Here is a 19,881-nt window from a genome sequence, read left to right on the forward strand (position 1 = left end):
TTCGCGCCACTTCTAATGCCCCGGAAAATCGGGGCATTTTTTTATGCAGCAAGCGCTAGCGACGACCCGATGCAATCGCACGCGCCAGAATGATGACAGGCACGATCGCAATCAACACGATGGTCAATGCAGGCAAAGCCGCCTCACCCAAACGTTCATCGGATGCCAATTGATGTGTGATCACCGCCAACGTATCGAAGTTGAATGGTCGTATCGTCAGCGTCGCCGGCAATTCCTTGACCACATCGACAAACACCAGCAAACCCGCCGTCAACACACTGCGCCATAACAAGGGCAAATGTATGCGCATCAACATCGATGTCATGCCATGCCCGAGACTGCGTGCACTGGCATCCATGGACGGCGTAATTTTGATCAAGCCGGCTTGTACGCTTTGGAAGGACACCGCGAGAAAGCGCACCAGATAAGCGTAGATCAAGGCAATCACACTGCCGCTCAAGACCAACGCCACGCCATGTTCCGCATTCCAGCTATCGATGCGCGACATGGGAATCAAAATCCCCACCGCAATCACCGCACCCGGTATTGCATAACCCATGCTGACGATGCGATTACAGATCGCTTGCACTTTGCTATTCGTCACACGCGCTGCATACGCCATCAAGACGCAAATCACGATGGCAATCACCGCGGTGACGCCACCAAGTATGATCGTGTTATTCAACCAGCCGAGATAACGTGCGCTGAACGAGATCGTTTCTTCCTGCAGCATCAAGCGCAGCAGAATAAACAGCGGTGCAAAGAATCCCAACACGACTGGTAAGGCACAAAATAAAGTCGCGCTCCACGCCTGCCGTCCTTTAAGCGTAGTCATCAATTGCGTGGCACTCCGTCCACCGACTGCGTAATAACGCGCCCTACCGCGGCTCTTCTGTTCCAGCAGCATCAAGACCATGACCGCGATCAATAGAACGGCAGCAATTTGTGCCGCAGCCGCGCGATCAGAAAAGATGTACCAGGATTTATAAATCCCCGTGGTCAATGTCGGCACGCCGAAATAAGCAACCGCACCGTAATCAGCCAGCGTCTCCATCAGCGCCAGCGCAATACCGGCCGCAGCTGCCGGACGCGCCAAAGGCAAACTCACTTGAAAAAATGCCTGCCACGGCCCGGCACCCAAAGTACGTGCGGCATCCCACATGCGCGGGCTGCGCTCGATAAACGCATTACGCGCCAGCAGATATACATAGGGATACAAGACAAATGCGAAGAGGAAACCGGCACCACCGACCGAACGGATTTGTGGAAACCAGTAAGTCGGCCCTTGCCAGCCAAACAGTGCGCGTAATCCGCTTTGCACTGGTCCAGTAAATTGCAGGAAATCGGTATAGGCGTAAGCGACCACATACGCCGGCATCGCCAGCGGCAGGATCAGAGCCCATTCAAAGAACTTCTTGCCGGGGAAATTGAAAGCCGCCACCAGCCATGCGCAACCTATACCCATCACCGCCGTCAGGATCGCAACGATCACGGCAATCACAACGCTATTGACGATGTATTCCGGCAGCACCGTTGCCCACAGATGCGAGAAAGTGCTGATATCAGTACCGGTTTCAGCGCCGGAAACCAAATTGGAGAGCACGCCGACGATAGGCAAACCCACCAGACAAGCAATCGCCAGCGATGCGATCAGCAAGGGATGCAAAGCACCGCTTTGACCTTGTCTCTTATGCACGCAGATAAACCTGAATATAAAAAAGCATGAATACTCTCGCGATCGGCTAAACGAGAATTATAATCAATCGCTCATTTCGCCCATGTAATTATTTCCGGAACAGTGCATCTCATGTCAGCCATTCCCGCTCCGTCAGCGCATTTGTCGGTTGAAGCCATACGTGTTGGTTACCAAGTCGCGCATCAAATGCACGAGATCGTGCACAACCTGTCCTTCGCCTTGCAACGCGGCGAGATCGGCTGCCTGCTCGGCCAATCCGGCTGTGGCAAAACGACTGTGCTGCGCGCCATCGCCGGTTTTGAATCGTTGATCGCCGGTCGCATTGCCTTAGGCGGTAAGGAACTCAGCAACGCAACGCACACCACCGTACCGGAAGCGCGCCATGTTGGCGTGGTGTTCCAGGATTACGCCCTGTTCCCGCATTTATCGGTGGCTGACAATATCGGCTTCGGCTTACGTAAACTGAGCGGGGCCGAACGTCATGCACGCATCAGCAAGCTGCTGACATTGGTCGGTCTGACTTCGCAAGAAAAAAAATTCCCGCATGAATTATCCGGTGGACAACAGCAACGCGTGGCACTGGCACGTGCATTGGCACCGCAACCGGACTTGTTATTGCTGGACGAACCGTTCTCCAATCTCGACGTGGACTTGCGTGAACGACTCGCGACTGAAGTGCGCGACATTCTGAAAGAAGTTGGTACCACGGCGGTATTGGTCACGCACGATCAACATGAAGCGTTTGCGATTGCGGATCAAATCGGCGTGATGCAAAACGGTGTCATCGTGCAATGGGACCATGCCTACAATTTGTACCATCGCCCTGCTACACGTTTTGTCGCAGACTTTGTCGGCCTCGGCGTTTTTGTCCCCGGCCGTATTGATCAGCACAAGCAGGATGTGAGTATAGAACTGGGCAGTTTGCCGCTCTGTCACGGACTGGAAGTATGCGATCCGAATGAGCAAGATGCGCAACAGGTTGATGTATTGCTGCGCGCCGATGATGTGGTGCACGACGACAGTAGCCCGCTACAAGCCGAAGTCGTGCGCAAGGCATTCCGTGGCGCAGAATTTTTATACACACTGAAATTACCGAGCGGCCAGCAACTGCTGGCACTCGTCCCCTCACATCATGATCACGCCTTGGGTGAACGTATAGGCATACGGCTGGAAGCAGATCACGTCGTCACCTTTCCCAAGCAGGATTGAACGGACTGTGTGATCAATCAGAGATGCTGAACTTCCACTTTCAGCAGATTTAATTCAGCAATCAATTTGTCGAAAGCTGCAGCAGCTTGCTCCGGCTCGCCTTTGACACCGAGTTCGATATGGCGGCGTGTCTCTGCATCGCCCACGCTCGGCAAGCTGAATACCTTCACTTGCGGGAACTCATCTTCTATCGCTTCCATCAAGGGCGTCAGCGCCGATTCCATCGATTGGAAGACCAACACCGATTTCTCAAACCGCGGCTGTTGATGGAATAGATGTCCATAGTGCGTATCCAGTATCCATTCAATCATCGGCCACGCCATCACCGGAAAACCCGGCATGAAATAATGCGCCCCCCCGCCATTGCCGTGATGAATAGCGAAACCGGGAATCTTGTTATATGGATTCGGTATGATCTCTGCACCTTGCGGAAATTCACCCATCTTCAAACGATGCAGATTCTCCGGCTTGTTCAAGTCAAAAGGCACATTCGCTTCACGCGCCATCTCCAGCATGCGTTCCTGTATCTTTTGCTTGGCTTCCGGATGTAATTCGATAGGCACGCCTAGCGCTGCTGCCGCACATTGACGCGTATGGTCATCCGGTGTCGCGCCTATGCCGCCACAACTAAACACGATATCGTCACTGGCAAAGGTACGCTTCAAGGTCGAAGTAATACGCGCTCTGTCATCGCCCAGAATTTCTGCCCAACCCAGCGACAAGCCACGTACGGATAGCAGATCAACGACCTTGGAAAAATGCTTGTCGATGCGTTTGCCGGACAATATTTCGTCGCCGATGATGATGAGTCCGAATGCCATGGTTTTCCTTCTGATGTCAGATTTGAGGAGTCGGTGGATTGCCTGGTTGATTGTCCACTTGCGCGTCTGCCGGCGGCGGTAACACGATCACAGTTTCTTCAGGTGTCGGCGCGGTAGCCTGTGTCACTGCCTGCTCTGCAGCTTTTCCAGCAGCCTGTGCAGCTCTATGCTGTGTCAATGCATCCATGCAGTAATGCTGAAACCACAAACCGCTGAAGATGAAGACCAGCACGTATAACCAAATCGCACCGGCTGCCAGTACCGGAAAAAAGATCACCGACAAAGCACCACCCAACCACAGCAAGGTCGGTGCAGCACCCATCGCACCGGTAATCGCACCTATCACCAGCAACTGCCAGCGATGTATGCGCAGGATGATTTTGCGTTCCTCAGCATCGGCATGATCAGCTAAGGCATCGTAGGCCATCACGCGATAAGTCAGCCAACCCCACAAGATAGGCTGAATCACAAAGGTCAAAGGTGGAATCAGGGAAAGCGGCAGCGTAATCAGCCACAACACTAAAAATATCGTGAATGACGAAGTCGACATCCACAGGCTGCCAAAGAAAGTGCCGCCTTTGCGCGCTTCCAAATCCTTGTATCGACGACTACCCACATGCTTGACGATGACCGGCATCGCCATCACGCCGACAAAAATCAGCGCCGTCAGTATCATCAGCGGCAACAGTATCCACATGGCAATCAAGGGCACGACTACCGTCTTGAATGCGCCCATGCCCAGCCACATCAATAATTCATTGCTGACGCGAAAACCATCGTTCTCAACAAAATAGTTTTGCAGCCAATCAATCATGGGCTGCAGATACAGCCACAAGCCGACACCCCAGACTGCGATCGACAATACGAATGGAATCACGCTCAGCATCAGCATCCTGAAATGCAACTGGGATAGCAAGGCTCGTCCGAAAGACGTAAATACCGGGCGCATGATGGAAAATCCTATGAAAAATTCAATTCGCGCGTCATAGCTTGATAATGCATACAAGCCCGCGCAAAGAATAAGCATTTTACCGTGCTGCCTTCGCCCGCGCCTGACAGGCAATCAAGTCCAGGCGCTCGGTCGGATAAAAGTGCCTTCACCTGCTACAATCTGCCCACTTTCTGACTTATTTTTCAAAGGAACAACATGGCTACTACCTCGACCTCCTCCGGCCTGCAATTCGAAGACAAAGTTGTCGGCGACGGCGCAGAAGCAACTGCTGGCGCACACGTTACCGTGCATTACACTGGCTGGCTGCAAAATGACGACGGCAGCGCCGGCGCAAAATTCGATTCGAGCAAGGATCGTGGCGACCCATTTGAGTTTCCACTCGGTGCTGGTCACGTGATCAAAGGCTGGGACGAAGGCGTACAAGGCATGAAAATCGGCGGTACACGTACCCTGATCATCCCTGCATCGCTGGGCTATGGCGCACGCGGCGCTGGCGGCGTGATCCCACCAAACGCAACGCTGATTTTCGAAGTGGACTTGCTGGGCGTATAAAGCAAATCTGGTTCGCACTGCGAGCAAGTATCCTCAACCAGCTTGTTATTTATCGGGAGTACGTATGAGCCTGCAAGAGCAATTCGATCAAGCATTAGCCGATTCCAAGACTTTGCCGGAGCGTCCGGATAATCTGACGCTGCTGAAAATCTATGGTCTGTACAAACAGGCGAGCGGTGGCGATGCGACTGGTGAACAACCTGCAATGACAGATTTTGTCGCACGTGCGAAATGGGATGCCTGGAATAATCTGAAAGGCATCTCGAAAGAAGATGCGATGCAGCAGTACATCGATCTGGTGGAAGATTTGAAGGCTTAATGTAAGCAGATCTTCCGCAGAAAATTAAAAAGCCCCGTATGCAAATACGGGGCTTTTTTATCGAGCAGACTATCAACTATGCTGCGTCGGCAAAATACTTCTTCATATTGCGCGCCACTTTTTCTTCCAGTGGTCCGGCGAAAGCCTTGAACAGAAAATCCAGCGTGATATCGATTTGCGCTTCTTTATCACGCAAGGCCAAGGTACCTGCTACTCCGCTACGCTTGAACGACAGGATGTCACCATCCCACTGCGTCGTCATATCGAACTCTGTTGCCATCTTGTCTGCCACTTTTTGCGCAGCGTCTTTTGCCTGTTGCAGCGGAAGCTGATGCTCCTGCGTGATGCTGATATCTGCCATGTGCTTACTTCTTCGCTTTCACTTCCGGGTTGAGTAGATTCGGTGGTTGTTGTCCGCTTAAGGCCGCAACCAGATTGGTAGAAGCGCAATCGGACATCGCACGACGCGTTTTTTCCGAAGCGCTGCCTATGTGCGGCGTCAAGACGACATTCGACAAGGTCAGGAAGTCGGGATGCAAGGCCGGTTCATTCTCATACACATCCAGTCCGGCTGAGGCGATGCGTTTCTCACGCAGTGCTGCAATCAGCGCGACATCATCCACAATCCCGCCACGCGCAATATTCACCAAAGTCGCAGTCGGCTTCATCAATGCCAGTTCAGCAGCACCGATGATGTGATGCGTTTGCGCCGAGTATGGCAAGACCAGAATCAGGTGATCGGCACCGCGCAACAATTCTTCCTTGCTGACATAACGCGCATTGTTTGCGTGTGCTTCCTGCTCTGGTGTGAGGCGACTACGATTGTGATAAATCACCTTCATGTCAAAACCCATGGAGCGGCGTGCAACCGCCTGCCCTATGCGTCCCATGCCCAGTATGCCCAGCGTGGCACCATGCACATCCGCACCCAAGAATTGATCGAAACGCCAGTTCTTCCATTTGCCGGCGCGCAAATAATGTTCGGATTCCGATACGCAACGCGCATTCGCCATCAACAAGGTCCACGCGTAATCGGCGGTTGTTTCATTCAACACATCTGGCGTATTGGTCACCATGATGCCGGCTTTGGTCGCAGCGACAACATCGATATTGTTATAACCGACCGCGACATTACAGATGGCTTTCAAATGCGGATTAGCAGCAATGACTTCAGCCGACATTTTTTCGCTGGCGGTAATCACCACCACATCTTTACCCTGCATTTTTTCATGCAGCTCTGCTGCTGAAAAAATCTTGTCTTCCTGATTTGACTCAACATCAAAGTGTTGCTGCAAGCGTTCGATCACATCAGGGAACGTTGCACGTGCGACGAGTACTTTTTGCTTCATATACGTCTCCTCAGGTGAAAAAGATGAAAGTCATCAAAACGAACAAGGGTACAAGGATCGCACACGACCATGCCATATAACCAAAAAACGATGGCATCTTGATGCCGCGTTCTTCTGCAATGGCCTTGACCATCATGTTCGGTGCATTACCTATGTAGCTATTGGCACCCATGAATACAGCACCACAAGAGATTGCCGCCAGCGTTGCCGCCAGCGTCGTCATCAAGGTCGTTGCATCGCCACCAGCCGTATTGAAGAAGACCAGATAAGTCGGTGCATTATCAAGGAAAGAGGAAAGAACACCCGTCGCCCAGAAATACATCGCATTGATAGGTTGGCCATTGCCATCCGTCACAGCGCGCACGATGCTTGAGAACGCACCCGACTCACCTGCACGCAACATTGCAATGACCGGAATGATGGTGATGAAGATACCGGCAAATAACTTGCCGACTTCCTGTATCGGTCCCCATGAAAAGTCATTGCCGCTACGCGCGCTTTTAGGTGTCAGCCACAAGGAGAGGAAAACCACGCCTATCAAGGCGACATCACGCAACAGGTTTTGCAATTCGACTTCATTACCAAAAACAACATAGGTAATGCCTGACTTCCAGAAACCGCTCATCAAGACCAATGCAACTACCAGCGCCAGCAAGGCAAAGTTGATTTTCCCCTCGAAGCGAATTGCGGAATCCGGTGTTGGGTCCAGCTCGGGCGGTTTGATTTCTTCACGCTTGTGATAGTAGTGACTATCGAGCAGGTAAAAAATAATCAGCAACACGACGCACAGGAACAAGGTAGGTGCGAACAGATGGCGCACCGTCCAGAAGAAATCCACGCCCTTCAGGAAACCGAGGAACAGCGGCGGATCACCCAGCGGCGTCAAGGCACCGCCGGCATTCGCCACCAGGAAGATAAAGAACACGACGATATGTGCCGCATGTTTGCGGTTATCGTTGGCGCGTATCAAAGGTCTGATCAGCAACATCGATGCGCCCGTCGTTCCCATGAAGCTGGCCAGCACCGTACCTATGGCGAGCAAACCCGTATTCAACCCCGGCGAACCGTGCAAATTGCCGCGTACGCAAATACCACCCGCGACCACAAACAAGACCGTGATCAAAATCAGGAAAGGGAAAAACTCAGAAATAAAGGCGTGCATGGCGCCATGTACCGCCGTTGCACCGCCGAAGAAATACGCGCAAGGCAGCAAGAATGCCAAAGCCCATGCCAGCGTCACTTTACCAAAATGGTGATGCCAAAAACTTGGCGTCAATAACGGACAGAGCGCGATCGAAAGCAGCAATCCAGCAAAGGGAACACCCCACAGCATCGACAAACCGCTTCCATTCAATTCTGCCGCGCCACATAGCGCAGGGGTCAAGGCAAGCAAGCCGACAAGAAAATGTGCACGCATGGTGGCTCCGTATTGAAGGGATGCCATTTTAGCCCAGAAAAAATGTGTCTTGGCAGCAATGCAAACGCCGTTATCCAGCCCATGTCGTACAAAAAACCGCCGAAATCTTTCCTGCATAAGACATTCAACGCATTTGCTTATTCGGAATCGGTATAACTCCGGTTTGTGAGAAAGAGCGATATGCCTTAAAATACAACGCTTTGCGACTACTGCCCGGCAAGATGAATGTCATCTGCCTCCATCGAGTAGTCGGCTCCATTTCAAATATTTACAGTTAGGACTGGTATGACCCACGTAGTGACCGAATCCTGCATTCTCTGCCGTTACACAGACTGCGTAGATGTGTGTCCGGTGGACTGTTTTCGCGAAGGCCCGAACTTCCTGTCTATCGATCCGGACGAATGCATCGATTGCGCAGTATGTGTAGCCGAATGCCCTGTCAACGCCATCTTTGCAGAAGAAGATGTGCCGGCAGATCAACAACAATTCATCAAGTTGAACGTGGATTTGTCGCGCGAATGGCCATCAATCACCAAAACCAAACTGCCGCTGCCTGAAGCGGAAGAATGGAAAGACAAGACAGACAAGCTGCAGTATCTGGCACGCTAAACCACCTCTTTTCGACAAAAACGCCCTCTGGTTCGCCACAGGGCGTTTTTTATTAGGGGAACGGTTTTCCCCGCAGCGCATCAAATCGTTATTAAGTCTATAACTATCAATTCCTTCATTGGATTGCATATAAGCGTTGTTAAACGATGAATAGTTATCAATGCTGCATTGCAATATACTGATTTTGTCGTGACAATCGTTTTAACAACAGCCATCGGAAGAGGCCTTCTCTATGCTTTACCAGTTGCATGAGTTAAACCGCAGTCTGCTTAATCCACTGATGCAGTGGGCGGAAGCATCGTCCAAACTATTTAGCGATCCGGTCTCGCCGCTGGCTTATACGCCGTTCGCGCAGCGTATCGCTGCCGGCTATGAATTGATGTACCGACTGGGCAAGGATTACGAAAAGCCGCATTTCGGCATCGAATCGGTGCCCGTCAATGGCAAGCAAGTCGCCATCGTCGAAGGAGTGGCGGAAGAAAAATCCTTCTGCACGCTGATTCATTTCAAAAAAGCATTGAGCATCAAAGCCCTCGCCGCATTGAAGCAACCTACCGTTCTACTGGTAGCACCTTTGTCCGGACATCACGCCACGCTCTTGCGCGACACCGTACGCAGCCTCTTATCGGACCATGATGTCTACATCACCGATTGGCGCGATGCGCGCATGGTGCCGCTGACGGAAGGCCCGTTCCATCTGCACGATTACGTCTATTACATACAGGACTTCATCCGCCAGCTGGGACCGGATGTGCACGTCATTTCCGTCTGCCAGCCTACGGTACCTGTACTCGCTGCCATTTCATTGATGGCCAGTGACAAAGATACGCATTTGCCGAAGTCGATGACGATGATGGGCGGCCCTATTGATCCGCGCAAATCGCCTACGCAAGTCAACAACCTCGCCACCGAAAAACCGTACGAGTGGTTTGAGAATCAGGTGATCTTCAGCGTACCGAACAACTATCCGGGCTTTGGCCGCAAGGTATATCCAGGCTTTCTGCAACATGCCGGCTTCATCGCGATGAATCCGGGCCGTCATGCGCAAAGCCATTGGGATTTTTATGAGCACTTGCGCGAAGGTGATAACGAATCTGCGGAAGAACATCGCAAGTTTTACGATGAGTACAACGCTGTGCTGGATATGCCTGCCGAGTATTACCTGGAAACAATCAAGACCGTGTTCCAGGAACATCGCTTACCGCTAGGCACATGGGAAATCGAAGGCAAGCTGGTCAAGCCGCAAGATATCAAAACCGTCGCACTCTTCACCATCGAAGGCGAGAAGGACGATATCTCCGGCGTCGGGCAAACACATGCAGCGCAGGATTTGTGTTCATCAATAGCCAAATCGAACAAAGAGCAATTCACCGCGCCGCAATGCGGACACTACGGCATCTTCTCCGGCCGCAAGTGGCGTGAAATCATTTGCCCGAAAATCGGCGAGTTTATTGCGAAGCATTCTTGATTAGCCGCTTCCCAGTTATAAAAAGTCGCAACTTGTAAGCTCAAAGCCTTTTTCTATTTGGCGCAGCGGCCCGTATAAGACGATAATTCTGTTTTATCTCTTACTTGCCCGCTGTGTCCTCTCCTCCCAAAAAATCGCTTGCCGATCAGCTTGAAGATCTGCTGCCACAAACGCAATGTACGAAATGCGGCTATCCCGCATGCCGTCCGTATGCAGAAGCGATGGCCGATGGCACAGCCAGTTACAACCAATGCCCACCCGGCGGTATCGAAGGCGTGGCAAGACTGGCGCATCTGTTGGGCAAACCGGTTATTCCCATCAATCCCGTTAATGGCCATGAGCGACCACGCCCGGTTGCCGTCATTGATGAGAGCCTGTGTATAGGTTGCACGCTGTGCATACAAGCGTGCCCGGTCGATGCCATCGTCGGCGCCGCCAAGCAGATGCACACCATCGTCAACGATTTGTGCACCGGTTGCGATCTGTGTGTTGCGCCCTGCCCGGTTGATTGCATTGCGATGGTAGACGTCACGCCGGGGAAAACCGGCTGGGATGCGTGGTCGCAAGCGCAAGCCGATACCGCACGCGAACGACACGATTTCCGTACTAAACGTTTGCAACACGAGAAAGAAGAAAACGACGCGCGCCTGGCCGCCAAGGCAGCAGCGAAGTTGCAGGCTGTGCAATCGGAAACACCGATCTCGGAAGAAGAGAAAGCCGAACAGGCACGCAAGAAAGCCATCATTCAAGCCGCGATAGAACGCGCACGACTGAAAAAAGAACAAGCGGAAAAGGACGCTAAATGAACGCAGAGAAACGACGTGAAATTTTTAATCGACTGCGCGCTGCCAATCCGCACCCAACTACCGAACTTGAATATCAAACACCATTTCAGTTATTGATCGCTGTGCTGTTGTCGGCGCAGGCAACCGATGTCTCGGTCAATAAAGCCACGCGCAAACTGTACCCACACGCCGGTACTCCGAGGAAGATATACGCACTCGGTGTCGAAGGCTTGATGCCTTACATACAAACCATAGGCTTGTATCGCACCAAGGCCAAGAACGTCATTGAAACCTGCCGGATTTTGCTGGCAGAACATGGGGGCGAAGTACCACGCACGCGTGAAGCACTGGAAGCGTTACCGGGCGTAGGACGCAAGACCGCCAATGTGGTGATGAATACCGCTTTTGGGGAGCCGACGATAGCAGTCGATACGCATATCTTCCGCGTCTCGAATCGCACCGGCCTGGCACCGGGCAAGAATGTCGATATCGTCGAGCAGAAATTGATGAAGTTTGTCGCGCCGGAGTTCCAGCAAGATGCACATCACTGGCTGATCCTGCACGGTCGCTACACCTGTATCGCACGCACACCAAAATGCTGGAACTGCATCATTGCTGATCTGTGCGAATACAAGCAGAAGACACCGCTACCGGCTAAAGGCGTGTAAGCCTCAGCCGGTAAAACCGTTTTTACAAAACGATAGCGCAGGCAGCTTCAAAGGTCAGGCGCGGCAAACGCGGTTTGATTTTTTCGTGATCGCCATAACCGATGCTGCAAATGAAGTTGGCTTTTACCTTGGTGCCAACAAAAAAAGCTTCATTCACTTTATCCGCATCGAAGCCTGACATTGGGCCGCAATCCAGACCAATCGCGCGCGCCGCCATGATGAAGTAGGCGCCTTGCAGTGAAGAATTACGGAAAGCCGTATCTTCAGTAAATTTCTCGTTACCGGCAAACATCGCCTGCGTATCCATGTGCGGAAACAATTGCGGCATCTTGCGCGGGAAGGCCATGTCCATGCCGATAATCGCGGTGATCGGTGCAGTTTTCACTTTTTGCACATTGCCGGGGGAGACGCATGCGGCCAGTTTCTCTTTTGCTTCCGGCGATTTCACGAAGGCGATGCGAGCAGGCTGGGAATTCATCGAGGTCGGCGCCCACTTCATCAATTCGTAAATTTCACGCAACTGACCATTAGTAACCGGTTTATCGAGCCAGACAGTGTTGGTGTGGGCCTGGGTAAAGAGAGTATCGAGCGCTTCCTGATTCAACATAGCGACTTTCATTTTCAAGTGTTCAAAGGCATGCCGCATGGCGGCAATAGTAATAAGCAAAACGGTAACAGATGCGTATGTTATCCGAAACACGCTCAGCAGTTCAGGAGCAAGCCACGTACAATTGCGGTCTGTACCCAATGTTCGGCTTTTTGCATACCCTAATGTTTACACCTTCACAACACGATGTACGCCGTTTTTTCTGTGAAACCTTTCACAAGCAGCGGACCAACGCCATCCTCACGCCGCTGGAAGCGATTGCACGCGACTGGATCATCCAGCATCCGGAATATGCCGAGGCGCTAGCCGATGTAGAAGCAGCATTGGCGCAAGACTATTCGGTGGAATCGGGTCAAGCCAATCCCTTCCTGCATCTGTCCATGCACTTGTCGATAGCCGAACAGATTTCGATCGATCAGCCACCAGGAATACGCGCAGCCTACACCGGACTCGCGCGCCGACTGGATTCAGAACATGAGGCCCATCACCAAATCATGGAATGTCTGGGCGAGATGATCTGGACCTCGCAGCGCAGCGGCCTGCCACCCGATGGTGCTGCTTATATCGAGTGCATCAACAAGCGCCGCTGAACAGGCTGAAAATGCAAAAAAGCCACGGAGACCGTGGCTTTTTTATTGAGCGAAACTGCTTCGCGTTCTTATTTACGCAGTACCAAGGTAGTTGGCAGGCTGTGCAAATAAGCAGCGATATTGTCGATATCCTGGCTCGACAATGCGCTAGACAGCGGTCCCATGATGGCATTGCTGCGACCGTTGGACACTCCGTTGCCGCGCTTGTAGGCAACCAGCGCATGCTTCAGGTAATCCTTAGGTTGACCAGCCAGTTTTGGATAAGCCGGATCAATTGGTGTATTGAAATCAGCGCCGTGGCACGCTGCACAATTGAACTTGGCAACAGCTGCTTTACCAGCGTCGATCTTGCTTTCAGCCGATGCGTTGAACGAAACAACTGCCGACAGCGATACGACAGCCAATGCTAGAATTTTTTTCATATTGGGCTCCCGTTATTTCTGCTGTGTGTAGTAAGCAGCGACGTCTGCAATATCCTGATCCGACAGACTCTCTGCAATACCGCGCATCGATGGGTGATTACGGTCGCCTTTTTTGTAAGCATGCAAAGCGCTCACAATATACTTCTCCGACTGCCCACCTATCATAGGCACTTGGTAAACCTCAGGAAAAGTCGCTTTGTAGCCCGGAATGCCATGGCACCCGATACACATCGACACCTTGTTGGCACCTGCCTTGGCATCACCAACGATTTCCGCTGCGGTAGCGATGTTGACCACACCCGCGAGCGCGAGAAGCGCAAATAGTTTTTTCATGATAGCTGTGGGTAAGTAGGACGAAAACTGCGGGTGGCGTGGCTGAGAACAGCTCTTTTTATATAGTGAAATTATTACTTCGCCACACCAAAACCGCTCGATTCTACCCCAAGACTCTGGGACAGTCCACGCTCAATCGCGGCAGCGTGGACAGTATCCGACAAAGCAATTTACTCATCCCTGCGAGGCCGCTCTGGTGCTTGTTCTTCCTCTTTTTGCGTATCGTCTTCTAGCTGTGCAACAGGTACCGGACTCTCCGGCTGTGTCGGCCAAAAGAAAATATACGGCGTCAGCGTAAAGCGTCGCAACATCGCGCGGAACACCAGACGCCGCACGCGTTTAGGCACATCACGTGCACGTAAAGCCAGTGCCAGCGCGCAGCCAAATGCCACGCCCACATTCAGCAAGCCGATCGCAACTATGCCCACGCATGCCAGCCAGAATTGCGGCGTCGCCATTACTTCCCAGCCGATACTGCTGACCGCTGCAGCCAAGGTTGCTGTCGACAACGTGACATGCCGCACATCCAGTGGCAGACCGAAGAAATGTGCAATCACCGGCACCATACCAAGCAAAATCGCCAACGACACATTACCGACGATGCCGGAAATATTGTGCTCCAGCCAGTTTGCCCAGCGCTCTGCACGCGCAGGTCCCAATGCATGTACCAAACGCCGATGGTAGGTGATGGAGTCCTTCAAACGACGCAAGGCAAACCAATTATCGGCAAAACCCGCAATCAAACTCGCCAGCCACAACAGCAAACCGGTGAAGGCCGCGAACAAAGGTGTCACACTAATCACCGAGAGCGAAGCGATAGTAGCGTGCGCCTTGTGCGTATCCATGACCGGCTTACCCGTCATGAACAAAATAGCGAAGGACAAGCCGACGATAACCGGCGCAACCGCCAGCAAGTTACCAAAGACCGCCGCCGCTTGCGAACGCAGCAAGGCAGCAATCTTGGCCAGCAACTCGCGCAAGCCTTCTACCGTCTCCAGCTCGCCCATTTGCGCAGCAAGCGCAGGTGCAGTCACTGCCGGTTGTTTAGTTGCCAGTACACCGCCGATTGCCGTGATCACCAAAAAGCTGACCGCAAAATTAATCGACAGGAACATGCCTTCGAAAAAGTGTGCAAGGCCGAGTCCGGTAATTCCCAGTTTTGCCAATGCGGTAAAAGCGGTAATAAAACCGCCTATCAATGCCGCCTTCAGCATTGCGCGATATTCGTTGCGGTCACTCGCAATATAGTGTTCGCCATGGCTCGCATTACGCTCAACCATCTTACGTGCCAACAGGGAGAAACTGCGATTGACCAATTCACGCACCGAGGAACGACGGTGATGCGCGATGATCAAATCGACCAGCACCGCTTGCACTTGCCCCGAGCCTTCTTCCGCATGCTGCGTATTGCGTAAATCAAGCAAGCGCGCCACCCGCGTCAGTTGTGCACGCATGCGTTCAACGTTATAGACCAAGCCAACCGACACACCGTATTCATCCAGATGCGCGTAGATCTTGTCGGTCTGTGCCTGACATACCGCGATCAACATGCGTACGCTGCGCAAGGCAGACTCATCTCTATCGCCAGTCATCAGGTAATTTTCCAGCTCACGACGCAAGGCCATGAACGGCGTCGCCAACAAAGGCATGCGTGGCTCCAGACGCTGACGAAATGCCGGACTGATACCGATGGAAATAATCATCGTCACCAGATACAACATCGCTTCATCGATCTGTTTGCGATAGCCATGCGCGATGCCGTCATCTGCACCCAATTTCCACAAACGCGACAAGGTTCTGGGATCAAGTTCCAGCAACCATTCCGCATCCGATTCATCCTGAAACATTGCTGTAAACAATGTCGATAAATCATGTTGTCCTACTGGTGGTGGCAATACCAGTTTGACGATACGTTCTGATAATTCAGAAAAGAAAGCAGATTCACGCGGCAAGCCAGTCGCTGAAAAAAGCTCAGGACCAGTTGCCTCACGCAATGTTTTACGTAAAGTTGCCTGCACGATCTGTCTTACATCGCGATGCTCATCCAGCCAATCAAGCAAAAAGCGTATGCGCAAATTCTTGATACGACGCCATTCGCTATCGTCAAGAAAAGACACTTTAGGCTCGTGACGTATCCAGTCGGCCAGATCGATCATCCAATTGGCGCGCGCATGCCACGACGCATTCGGATCTGCGCGACGTACCAGAGGTTCAACTTGTTGCAGATAACGCGCATGATCAGCGTGATGCCGCAGGGAACCGCGGCGGAATCTGCGCCAAACAGCGAAGATTCTAAGGAAAGAGATTTTCATTATATTTATTGTAAGGAGAGGCTATCCTGAAACGTATCAGCCGCTATAGCCGCTACGCATTCGCCAAGCTGTTCTCGCTTATACTCCAATTTCTTTTCATTTTAATGACACTGCCATGCGACAAGAGACACGCTTCGAAGGTTCCCAGAGTTATGTTGCCACCAGCGACCTGAAGCTCGCTGTCAACGCTGCACTGACCTTGCAGCGTCCGCTATTGATCAAAGGTGAACCGGGCACCGGCAAAACCATGCTGGCGGAAGAAGTTGCTGCCGCATTGAATATGCCCTTGTTGCAATGGCATATCAAATCGACGACCAAAGCGCAGCAAGGCTTGTATGAATACGATGCAGTGTCGCGCTTGCGCGATTCGCAACTTGGCGACGAACGCGTCAAGAACATCGATAACTACATTATCAAAGGCGTATTGTGGCAGGCATTTGCTGCCGACCAGCAAGTTGTTTTGTTGATCGATGAAATCGACAAGGCCGATATCGAGTTCCCTAACGATTTACTGCGCGAACTCGATCGCATGGAGTTCTTCGTCTATGAAACGCGTGAAATGGTGAAAGCCAAGCATAGACCGCTGGTCATTATCACATCGAATAATGAAAAAGAATTGCCGGACGCTTTCCTGCGCCGCTGCTTCTTCCACTACATCAAGTTTCCCGACCGCGACACGATGGAACAGATCGTCGCTGTGCACTTCCCCAATCTCAAGAAAGACTTGCTGGCGAAAGCACTCGAAGTCTTTTATCAAGTACGCGAAGTTGGCGGCTTGAAGAAGAAGCCATCCACTTCCGAATTGCTGGATTGGTTGAAACTCTTGCTGGCGGAAGATATCCCGCCGGAAGCATTGCGCAGCAACGACGACAAGATCATCGTGCCGCCGCTGCACGGTGCCTTGCTGAAGAATGAACAAGACATCAATCTGTTTGAACGACTGGTGTTCATGTCGCGCACGAACCGCTAATACTTGAATAATGTTGGAACCTATCTCATGACTTTCACAAAACCAATTACGTTGACAGGAAAGCGGGTATCCCTTGAGCCGTTGACTCTTGCGCATCGTGATGCCTTGATCGCAGCAGCGGCCGATGGTGATATGTGGAAACTCTGGTACACATCAATCCCTGCACCAGACACCACACTCACCTATATTGAGACTGCTCTCGACTTGCAAAGCAAAGGTAGCGCATTACCTTTTGTAATTCGTGATCAACGCAATGGCACGATCGTCGGAAGCACCCGTTACATGAACATCGACGCCGTTAATCGCCGTGTTGAAATCGGCTCAACTTGGCACGGTGCAAGCGCGCAACGCAGCGGCATTAATCGAGAATCCAAACTGCTGTTACTGACATACGCATTCGAAACACTGGGTTGCATTGCGGTCGAATTTCGCACGCACTGGTTCAACCATCAATCGCGCACAGCAATCGCCGCCTTGGGTGCCAAACAGGATGGAATTTTACGCAATCATCAAAAATTACCAGACGGCTCACTACGCGATACGGTTGTGTTTTCTATCATTGAATCAGAATGGCCAGCGGTGAAGGCACATTTGCAATTCGGACTGGTACGCTAGGATTTTCTTGTGTTAATCGATTTTTTCTTCATGCTGAAAGATGCAAAGATTCCTGTCTCCATCAAGGAATTTCTGCTGCTGCTCGAAGCATTGGAAAAAGATGTCGTAGGTACATCCTTCGATGACTTCTACTATCTGGCACGCCTGACGCTGGTCAAGGACGAAGCGCACTTCGATAAATTCGATCGTGTCTTCGGCCTCTACTTCAAAGGCATCAGCACCGTTTTTGAAGAAAACTCTGCCATTCCACTCGACTGGTTGCTGAAGAATGCAGCGCGCAAATTATCGCCGGAAGAGCAAGCGCTATTGCAGAAATTCGGCTACGACAAACTTGCCGAACGTTTGCAGCAATTGCTGAAAGAACAGAAGGAGCGCCACGAAGGCGGCAGCAAATGGATAGGCACTGGTGGCACTTCCCCTTTCGGCAATAGCGGCACCAATCCGGAAGGCATACGCATAGGTGGTGAGAGCCGCAATCGCACCGCGGTCAAAGTGTGGGAACAACGCTCCTATCGCGATTACGATGCCTCGCGTGAAATCGGCACGCGCAATATCAAGGTGGCATTGCGTCGCTTGCGCAAGTTTGCACGCCATGGTGCAGCCGAAGAATTTGCGCTCGACGATACGATACGCGCGACCGCCAGCAATGCCGGCTATCTTGATATCAAGATGCAGCCGGAACGCAAAAACAATATCAAGGTATTGATGCTGCTGGATGTGGGCGGCTCGATGGATGATCATATCCAGCGCACCGAAGAATTATTCTCGGCAGCCAAGTCCGAGTTCAAGAATATGGAGTTCTATTACTTCCATAACTGCGTCTATGATCATCTGTGGCGCAACAACCAACGCAAGCGCACGGAACGCTTTGACACCTGGGATGTATTACGCAAGTACACACCAGATACTAAAGTCATTTTCGTTGGCGATGCCACCATGAGTCCGTATGAGATTTTGCAGGCTGGTGGTGCGGTCGATTATCACAATGACGAAACTGGCGCGGAATGGCTGCAACGTTTTACCAAAACATTCCCCAACCATATCTGGCTCAACCCAGAACCAGAAAACATTTGGGAATATCGCCAATCGATCGCGATCATCCGACAGCAGATGAACAATCGCATGTATCCGTTGACGATAGAAGGACTGGAGCGCGGCATGCGCACACTCAGCAAATAAGTATGAAAGATGAATGCCGCGTCAGCGCGGCAGGTGCATGAACTTCTTGAGTGCACTGATGAAGTGAGGTGCTGCTATCGGCTTGGTCAGAAAACCATCCACACGCGATAGCCGAGCCAAATCGATATCGTAGCCGCTCGCTTTACTCACCAAAAACATGACCGACGTTTTATCGGCTGGGCGGATTGCTTTAACCGTCTTACACAAACGATATGGATTGATGTCCGTCACGGAAGTATTGACCACTACCACTGCCACACGTTGCCGTGCGCAAGCACCCTCGGCTTCTGCTTCACTACTCGCCCACAAGACCTCAGTCTTGTGACGCAACAACAGTTCTGCAATGTAATCACGGAAAGCTGGCGTCTTGTCGATGACCAACACTGCACCGCCGTGCGGCAACTCAGTGCGCATCTTTTGATAATCGGCGGGATCGGTTAAATCTATATCCACGCGATCGCGACGACGACGTTCCGGTACGGCAACCACATCCGAGGCTTCCAGACGCGACAATGCATCGGCACGTTTTTCTATCAGCTTATCCAGCGCCTCAAACAATCTATGCCAGCGGATAGGACGTTCTACACTTGCATACGGCAAAGGAACGCTGGGCGTGCCTACCAGCAATGCTGGCCGCACATCGCTGGGGCGTAGATCGGACAAGGCAACCAACGCCCGCAACTCTTCCGCATTGGCTATATACAGGTCCGGATCTTGCAGGTTATCTTCAGACAGGCGAATGTAGCCATATCCCTTGCCTTGGTCCAAGGCAAAAGTGGCATCGAAAATTTCGATTTCCTGCGGCTTGAAGCCCATCAGGCGCACTGCAAAAGGGAAACTATTAGCTGACATCGCGTCGTGGTTGGGAAGCGTTACCGCGCTATATTGCTCGGCAACACCAAAAATAAATTCACTGCCATGTGACACTTATGCATTGATAAAATCTGCTGTCACCCAATGTGAATGAGCAATGTGCTGATAGATATGTACAAAATCATGTCGATAATT

The 19,881-nt window shown here is 51.8% G+C and carries 22 protein-coding genes; 11 read left to right on the forward strand and 11 right to left on the reverse strand.

What is annotated here, in order from left to right; translation table 11 throughout:
- Positions 1 to 55 precede the first annotated feature (55 nt).
- Positions 56 to 1,696 (reverse strand): ABC transporter permease, encoded by a 1,641-nt coding sequence (locus BQ6873_RS07495; RefSeq protein WP_076592087.1) that lies wholly within the window; start codon positions 1,694 to 1,696, stop codon positions 56 to 58.
- A gap of 111 nt (positions 1,697 to 1,807) precedes the next feature.
- On the opposite strand from BQ6873_RS07495, the gene BQ6873_RS07500 reads away from it, so the two are divergent.
- Complete coding sequence (locus BQ6873_RS07500; protein ID WP_083664418.1) at positions 1,808 to 2,905, forward strand: ABC transporter ATP-binding protein; 1,098 nt, start codon at positions 1,808 to 1,810, stop codon at positions 2,903 to 2,905.
- Between the two features lie 17 nt (positions 2,906 to 2,922).
- On the opposite strand, the gene BQ6873_RS07505 is transcribed toward BQ6873_RS07500, so the two are convergent.
- A complete protein-coding gene (locus BQ6873_RS07505; protein ID WP_076592088.1) occupies positions 2,923 to 3,726 on the reverse strand; it encodes a competence/damage-inducible protein A in 804 nt (267 codons plus the stop codon).
- 16 nt (positions 3,727 to 3,742) lie between these two features.
- A complete protein-coding gene (locus BQ6873_RS07510; protein ID WP_076592089.1) occupies positions 3,743 to 4,675 on the reverse strand; it encodes an EI24 domain-containing protein in 933 nt (310 codons plus the stop codon).
- A 198-nt stretch (positions 4,676 to 4,873) separates the two neighbouring features.
- Between BQ6873_RS07510 and BQ6873_RS07515 the strand changes: the two genes are divergently transcribed.
- Both BQ6873_RS07515 and BQ6873_RS07520 read left to right on the forward strand, forming a co-directional pair.
- Complete coding sequence (locus BQ6873_RS07515) at positions 4,874 to 5,230, forward strand: FKBP-type peptidyl-prolyl cis-trans isomerase (RefSeq protein WP_076592090.1); 357 nt, start codon at positions 4,874 to 4,876, stop codon at positions 5,228 to 5,230.
- A 64-nt stretch (positions 5,231 to 5,294) separates the two neighbouring features.
- Positions 5,295 to 5,549 (forward strand): acyl-CoA-binding protein, encoded by a 255-nt coding sequence (locus BQ6873_RS07520; protein ID WP_076592091.1) that lies wholly within the window; start codon positions 5,295 to 5,297, stop codon positions 5,547 to 5,549.
- Positions 5,550 to 5,625: 76 nt separating this feature from the next.
- On the opposite strand, the gene BQ6873_RS07525 is transcribed toward BQ6873_RS07520, so the two are convergent.
- The 3 genes from BQ6873_RS07525 to BQ6873_RS07535 are packed head-to-tail and all read right to left on the reverse strand — an operon-like array spanning position 5,626 to position 8,315.
- Positions 5,626 to 5,910, reverse strand: a complete 285-nt coding sequence (locus BQ6873_RS07525; protein ID WP_076592092.1) for a polyhydroxyalkanoic acid system family protein — start codon at positions 5,908 to 5,910, stop codon at positions 5,626 to 5,628.
- A gap of 4 nt (positions 5,911 to 5,914) precedes the next feature.
- Positions 5,915 to 6,898, reverse strand: a complete 984-nt coding sequence (locus BQ6873_RS07530) for a 2-hydroxyacid dehydrogenase (protein ID WP_076592093.1) — start codon at positions 6,896 to 6,898, stop codon at positions 5,915 to 5,917.
- A gap of 10 nt (positions 6,899 to 6,908) precedes the next feature.
- Positions 6,909 to 8,315 carry a sodium:proton antiporter gene (locus BQ6873_RS07535; protein ID WP_076592094.1) on the reverse strand — a complete coding sequence of 469 codons (1,407 nt, stop codon included), beginning with the start codon at positions 8,313 to 8,315 and terminating at the stop codon, positions 6,909 to 6,911.
- 285 nt (positions 8,316 to 8,600) lie between these two features.
- Between BQ6873_RS07535 and fdxA the strand changes: the two genes are divergently transcribed.
- The 4 genes from fdxA (at position 8,601) to nth (ending at position 11,845) form a co-directional block, all read left to right on the forward strand.
- Positions 8,601 to 8,924: a ferredoxin FdxA gene (fdxA, locus tag BQ6873_RS07540; protein ID WP_076592095.1), complete on the forward strand. Its 324-nt coding sequence runs from the start codon at positions 8,601 to 8,603 to the stop codon at positions 8,922 to 8,924.
- 232 nt (positions 8,925 to 9,156) lie between these two features.
- Complete coding sequence (locus tag BQ6873_RS07545; RefSeq protein ID WP_076592096.1) at positions 9,157 to 10,392, forward strand: polyhydroxyalkanoate depolymerase; 1,236 nt, start codon at positions 9,157 to 9,159, stop codon at positions 10,390 to 10,392.
- 104 nt (positions 10,393 to 10,496) lie between these two features.
- A complete protein-coding gene (gene rsxB / locus BQ6873_RS07550) occupies positions 10,497 to 11,198 on the forward strand; it encodes an electron transport complex subunit RsxB (protein WP_076592097.1) in 702 nt (233 codons plus the stop codon).
- Entirely contained in the window at positions 11,195 to 11,845 is a 651-nt protein-coding gene (gene nth, locus BQ6873_RS07555) for an endonuclease III (protein ID WP_076592098.1), read from the forward strand. The genes rsxB and nth overlap by 4 nt, the downstream gene beginning before the upstream one ends.
- 22 nt (positions 11,846 to 11,867) lie before the next feature.
- On the opposite strand, the gene BQ6873_RS07560 is transcribed toward nth, so the two are convergent.
- Positions 11,868 to 12,464: a malonic semialdehyde reductase gene (locus tag BQ6873_RS07560; protein ID WP_076592099.1), complete on the reverse strand. Its 597-nt coding sequence runs from the start codon at positions 12,462 to 12,464 to the stop codon at positions 11,868 to 11,870.
- Positions 12,465 to 12,616: 152 nt separating this feature from the next.
- Here BQ6873_RS07560 and BQ6873_RS07565 point away from each other — a divergent pair, with 152 nt between their 5' ends.
- Positions 12,617 to 13,042, forward strand: a complete 426-nt coding sequence (locus BQ6873_RS07565) for a DUF1841 family protein (protein WP_076594008.1) — start codon at positions 12,617 to 12,619, stop codon at positions 13,040 to 13,042.
- 68 nt (positions 13,043 to 13,110) lie between these two features.
- On the opposite strand, the gene BQ6873_RS07570 is transcribed toward BQ6873_RS07565, so the two are convergent.
- The 3 genes from BQ6873_RS07570 to BQ6873_RS07580 form a co-directional block, all read right to left on the reverse strand.
- Complete coding sequence (locus tag BQ6873_RS07570; RefSeq protein ID WP_076592100.1) at positions 13,111 to 13,464, reverse strand: c-type cytochrome; 354 nt, start codon at positions 13,462 to 13,464, stop codon at positions 13,111 to 13,113.
- Between the two features lie 12 nt (positions 13,465 to 13,476).
- Complete coding sequence (locus BQ6873_RS07575; RefSeq protein WP_076592101.1) at positions 13,477 to 13,797, reverse strand: c-type cytochrome; 321 nt, start codon at positions 13,795 to 13,797, stop codon at positions 13,477 to 13,479.
- Positions 13,798 to 13,967: 170 nt separating this feature from the next.
- On the reverse strand, positions 13,968 to 16,109 hold the full coding sequence (locus tag BQ6873_RS07580) for a site-specific recombinase (protein ID WP_076592102.1): 2,142 nt from the start codon (positions 16,107 to 16,109) through the stop codon (positions 13,968 to 13,970).
- A 115-nt stretch (positions 16,110 to 16,224) separates the two neighbouring features.
- On the opposite strand from BQ6873_RS07580, the gene BQ6873_RS07585 reads away from it, so the two are divergent.
- From BQ6873_RS07585 to BQ6873_RS07595, 3 genes are read left to right on the forward strand one after another with little or no spacing between them, the layout of a single operon-like run.
- Positions 16,225 to 17,079 carry an AAA family ATPase gene (locus tag BQ6873_RS07585; protein ID WP_076592103.1) on the forward strand — a complete coding sequence of 285 codons (855 nt, stop codon included), beginning with the start codon at positions 16,225 to 16,227 and terminating at the stop codon, positions 17,077 to 17,079.
- Between the two features lie 27 nt (positions 17,080 to 17,106).
- On the forward strand, positions 17,107 to 17,694 hold the full coding sequence (locus tag BQ6873_RS07590) for a GNAT family N-acetyltransferase (protein WP_076592104.1): 588 nt from the start codon (positions 17,107 to 17,109) through the stop codon (positions 17,692 to 17,694).
- Between the two features lie 9 nt (positions 17,695 to 17,703).
- Positions 17,704 to 18,873 (forward strand): vWA domain-containing protein, encoded by a 1,170-nt coding sequence (locus tag BQ6873_RS07595; protein ID WP_076592105.1) that lies wholly within the window; start codon positions 17,704 to 17,706, stop codon positions 18,871 to 18,873.
- Positions 18,874 to 18,894: 21 nt separating this feature from the next.
- Here BQ6873_RS07595 and BQ6873_RS07600 read toward each other — a convergent pair whose 3' ends face one another.
- Positions 18,895 to 19,725 carry a response regulator gene (locus tag BQ6873_RS07600; RefSeq protein ID WP_076592106.1) on the reverse strand — a complete coding sequence of 277 codons (831 nt, stop codon included), beginning with the start codon at positions 19,723 to 19,725 and terminating at the stop codon, positions 18,895 to 18,897.
- Positions 19,726 to 19,881: the final 156 nt, after the last annotated feature.

It is taken from the genome of Herminiimonas arsenitoxidans (assembly GCF_900130075.1).
In the GTDB taxonomy this organism is placed as follows: domain Bacteria; phylum Pseudomonadota; class Gammaproteobacteria; order Burkholderiales; family Burkholderiaceae_D; genus Oxalicibacterium; species Oxalicibacterium arsenitoxidans.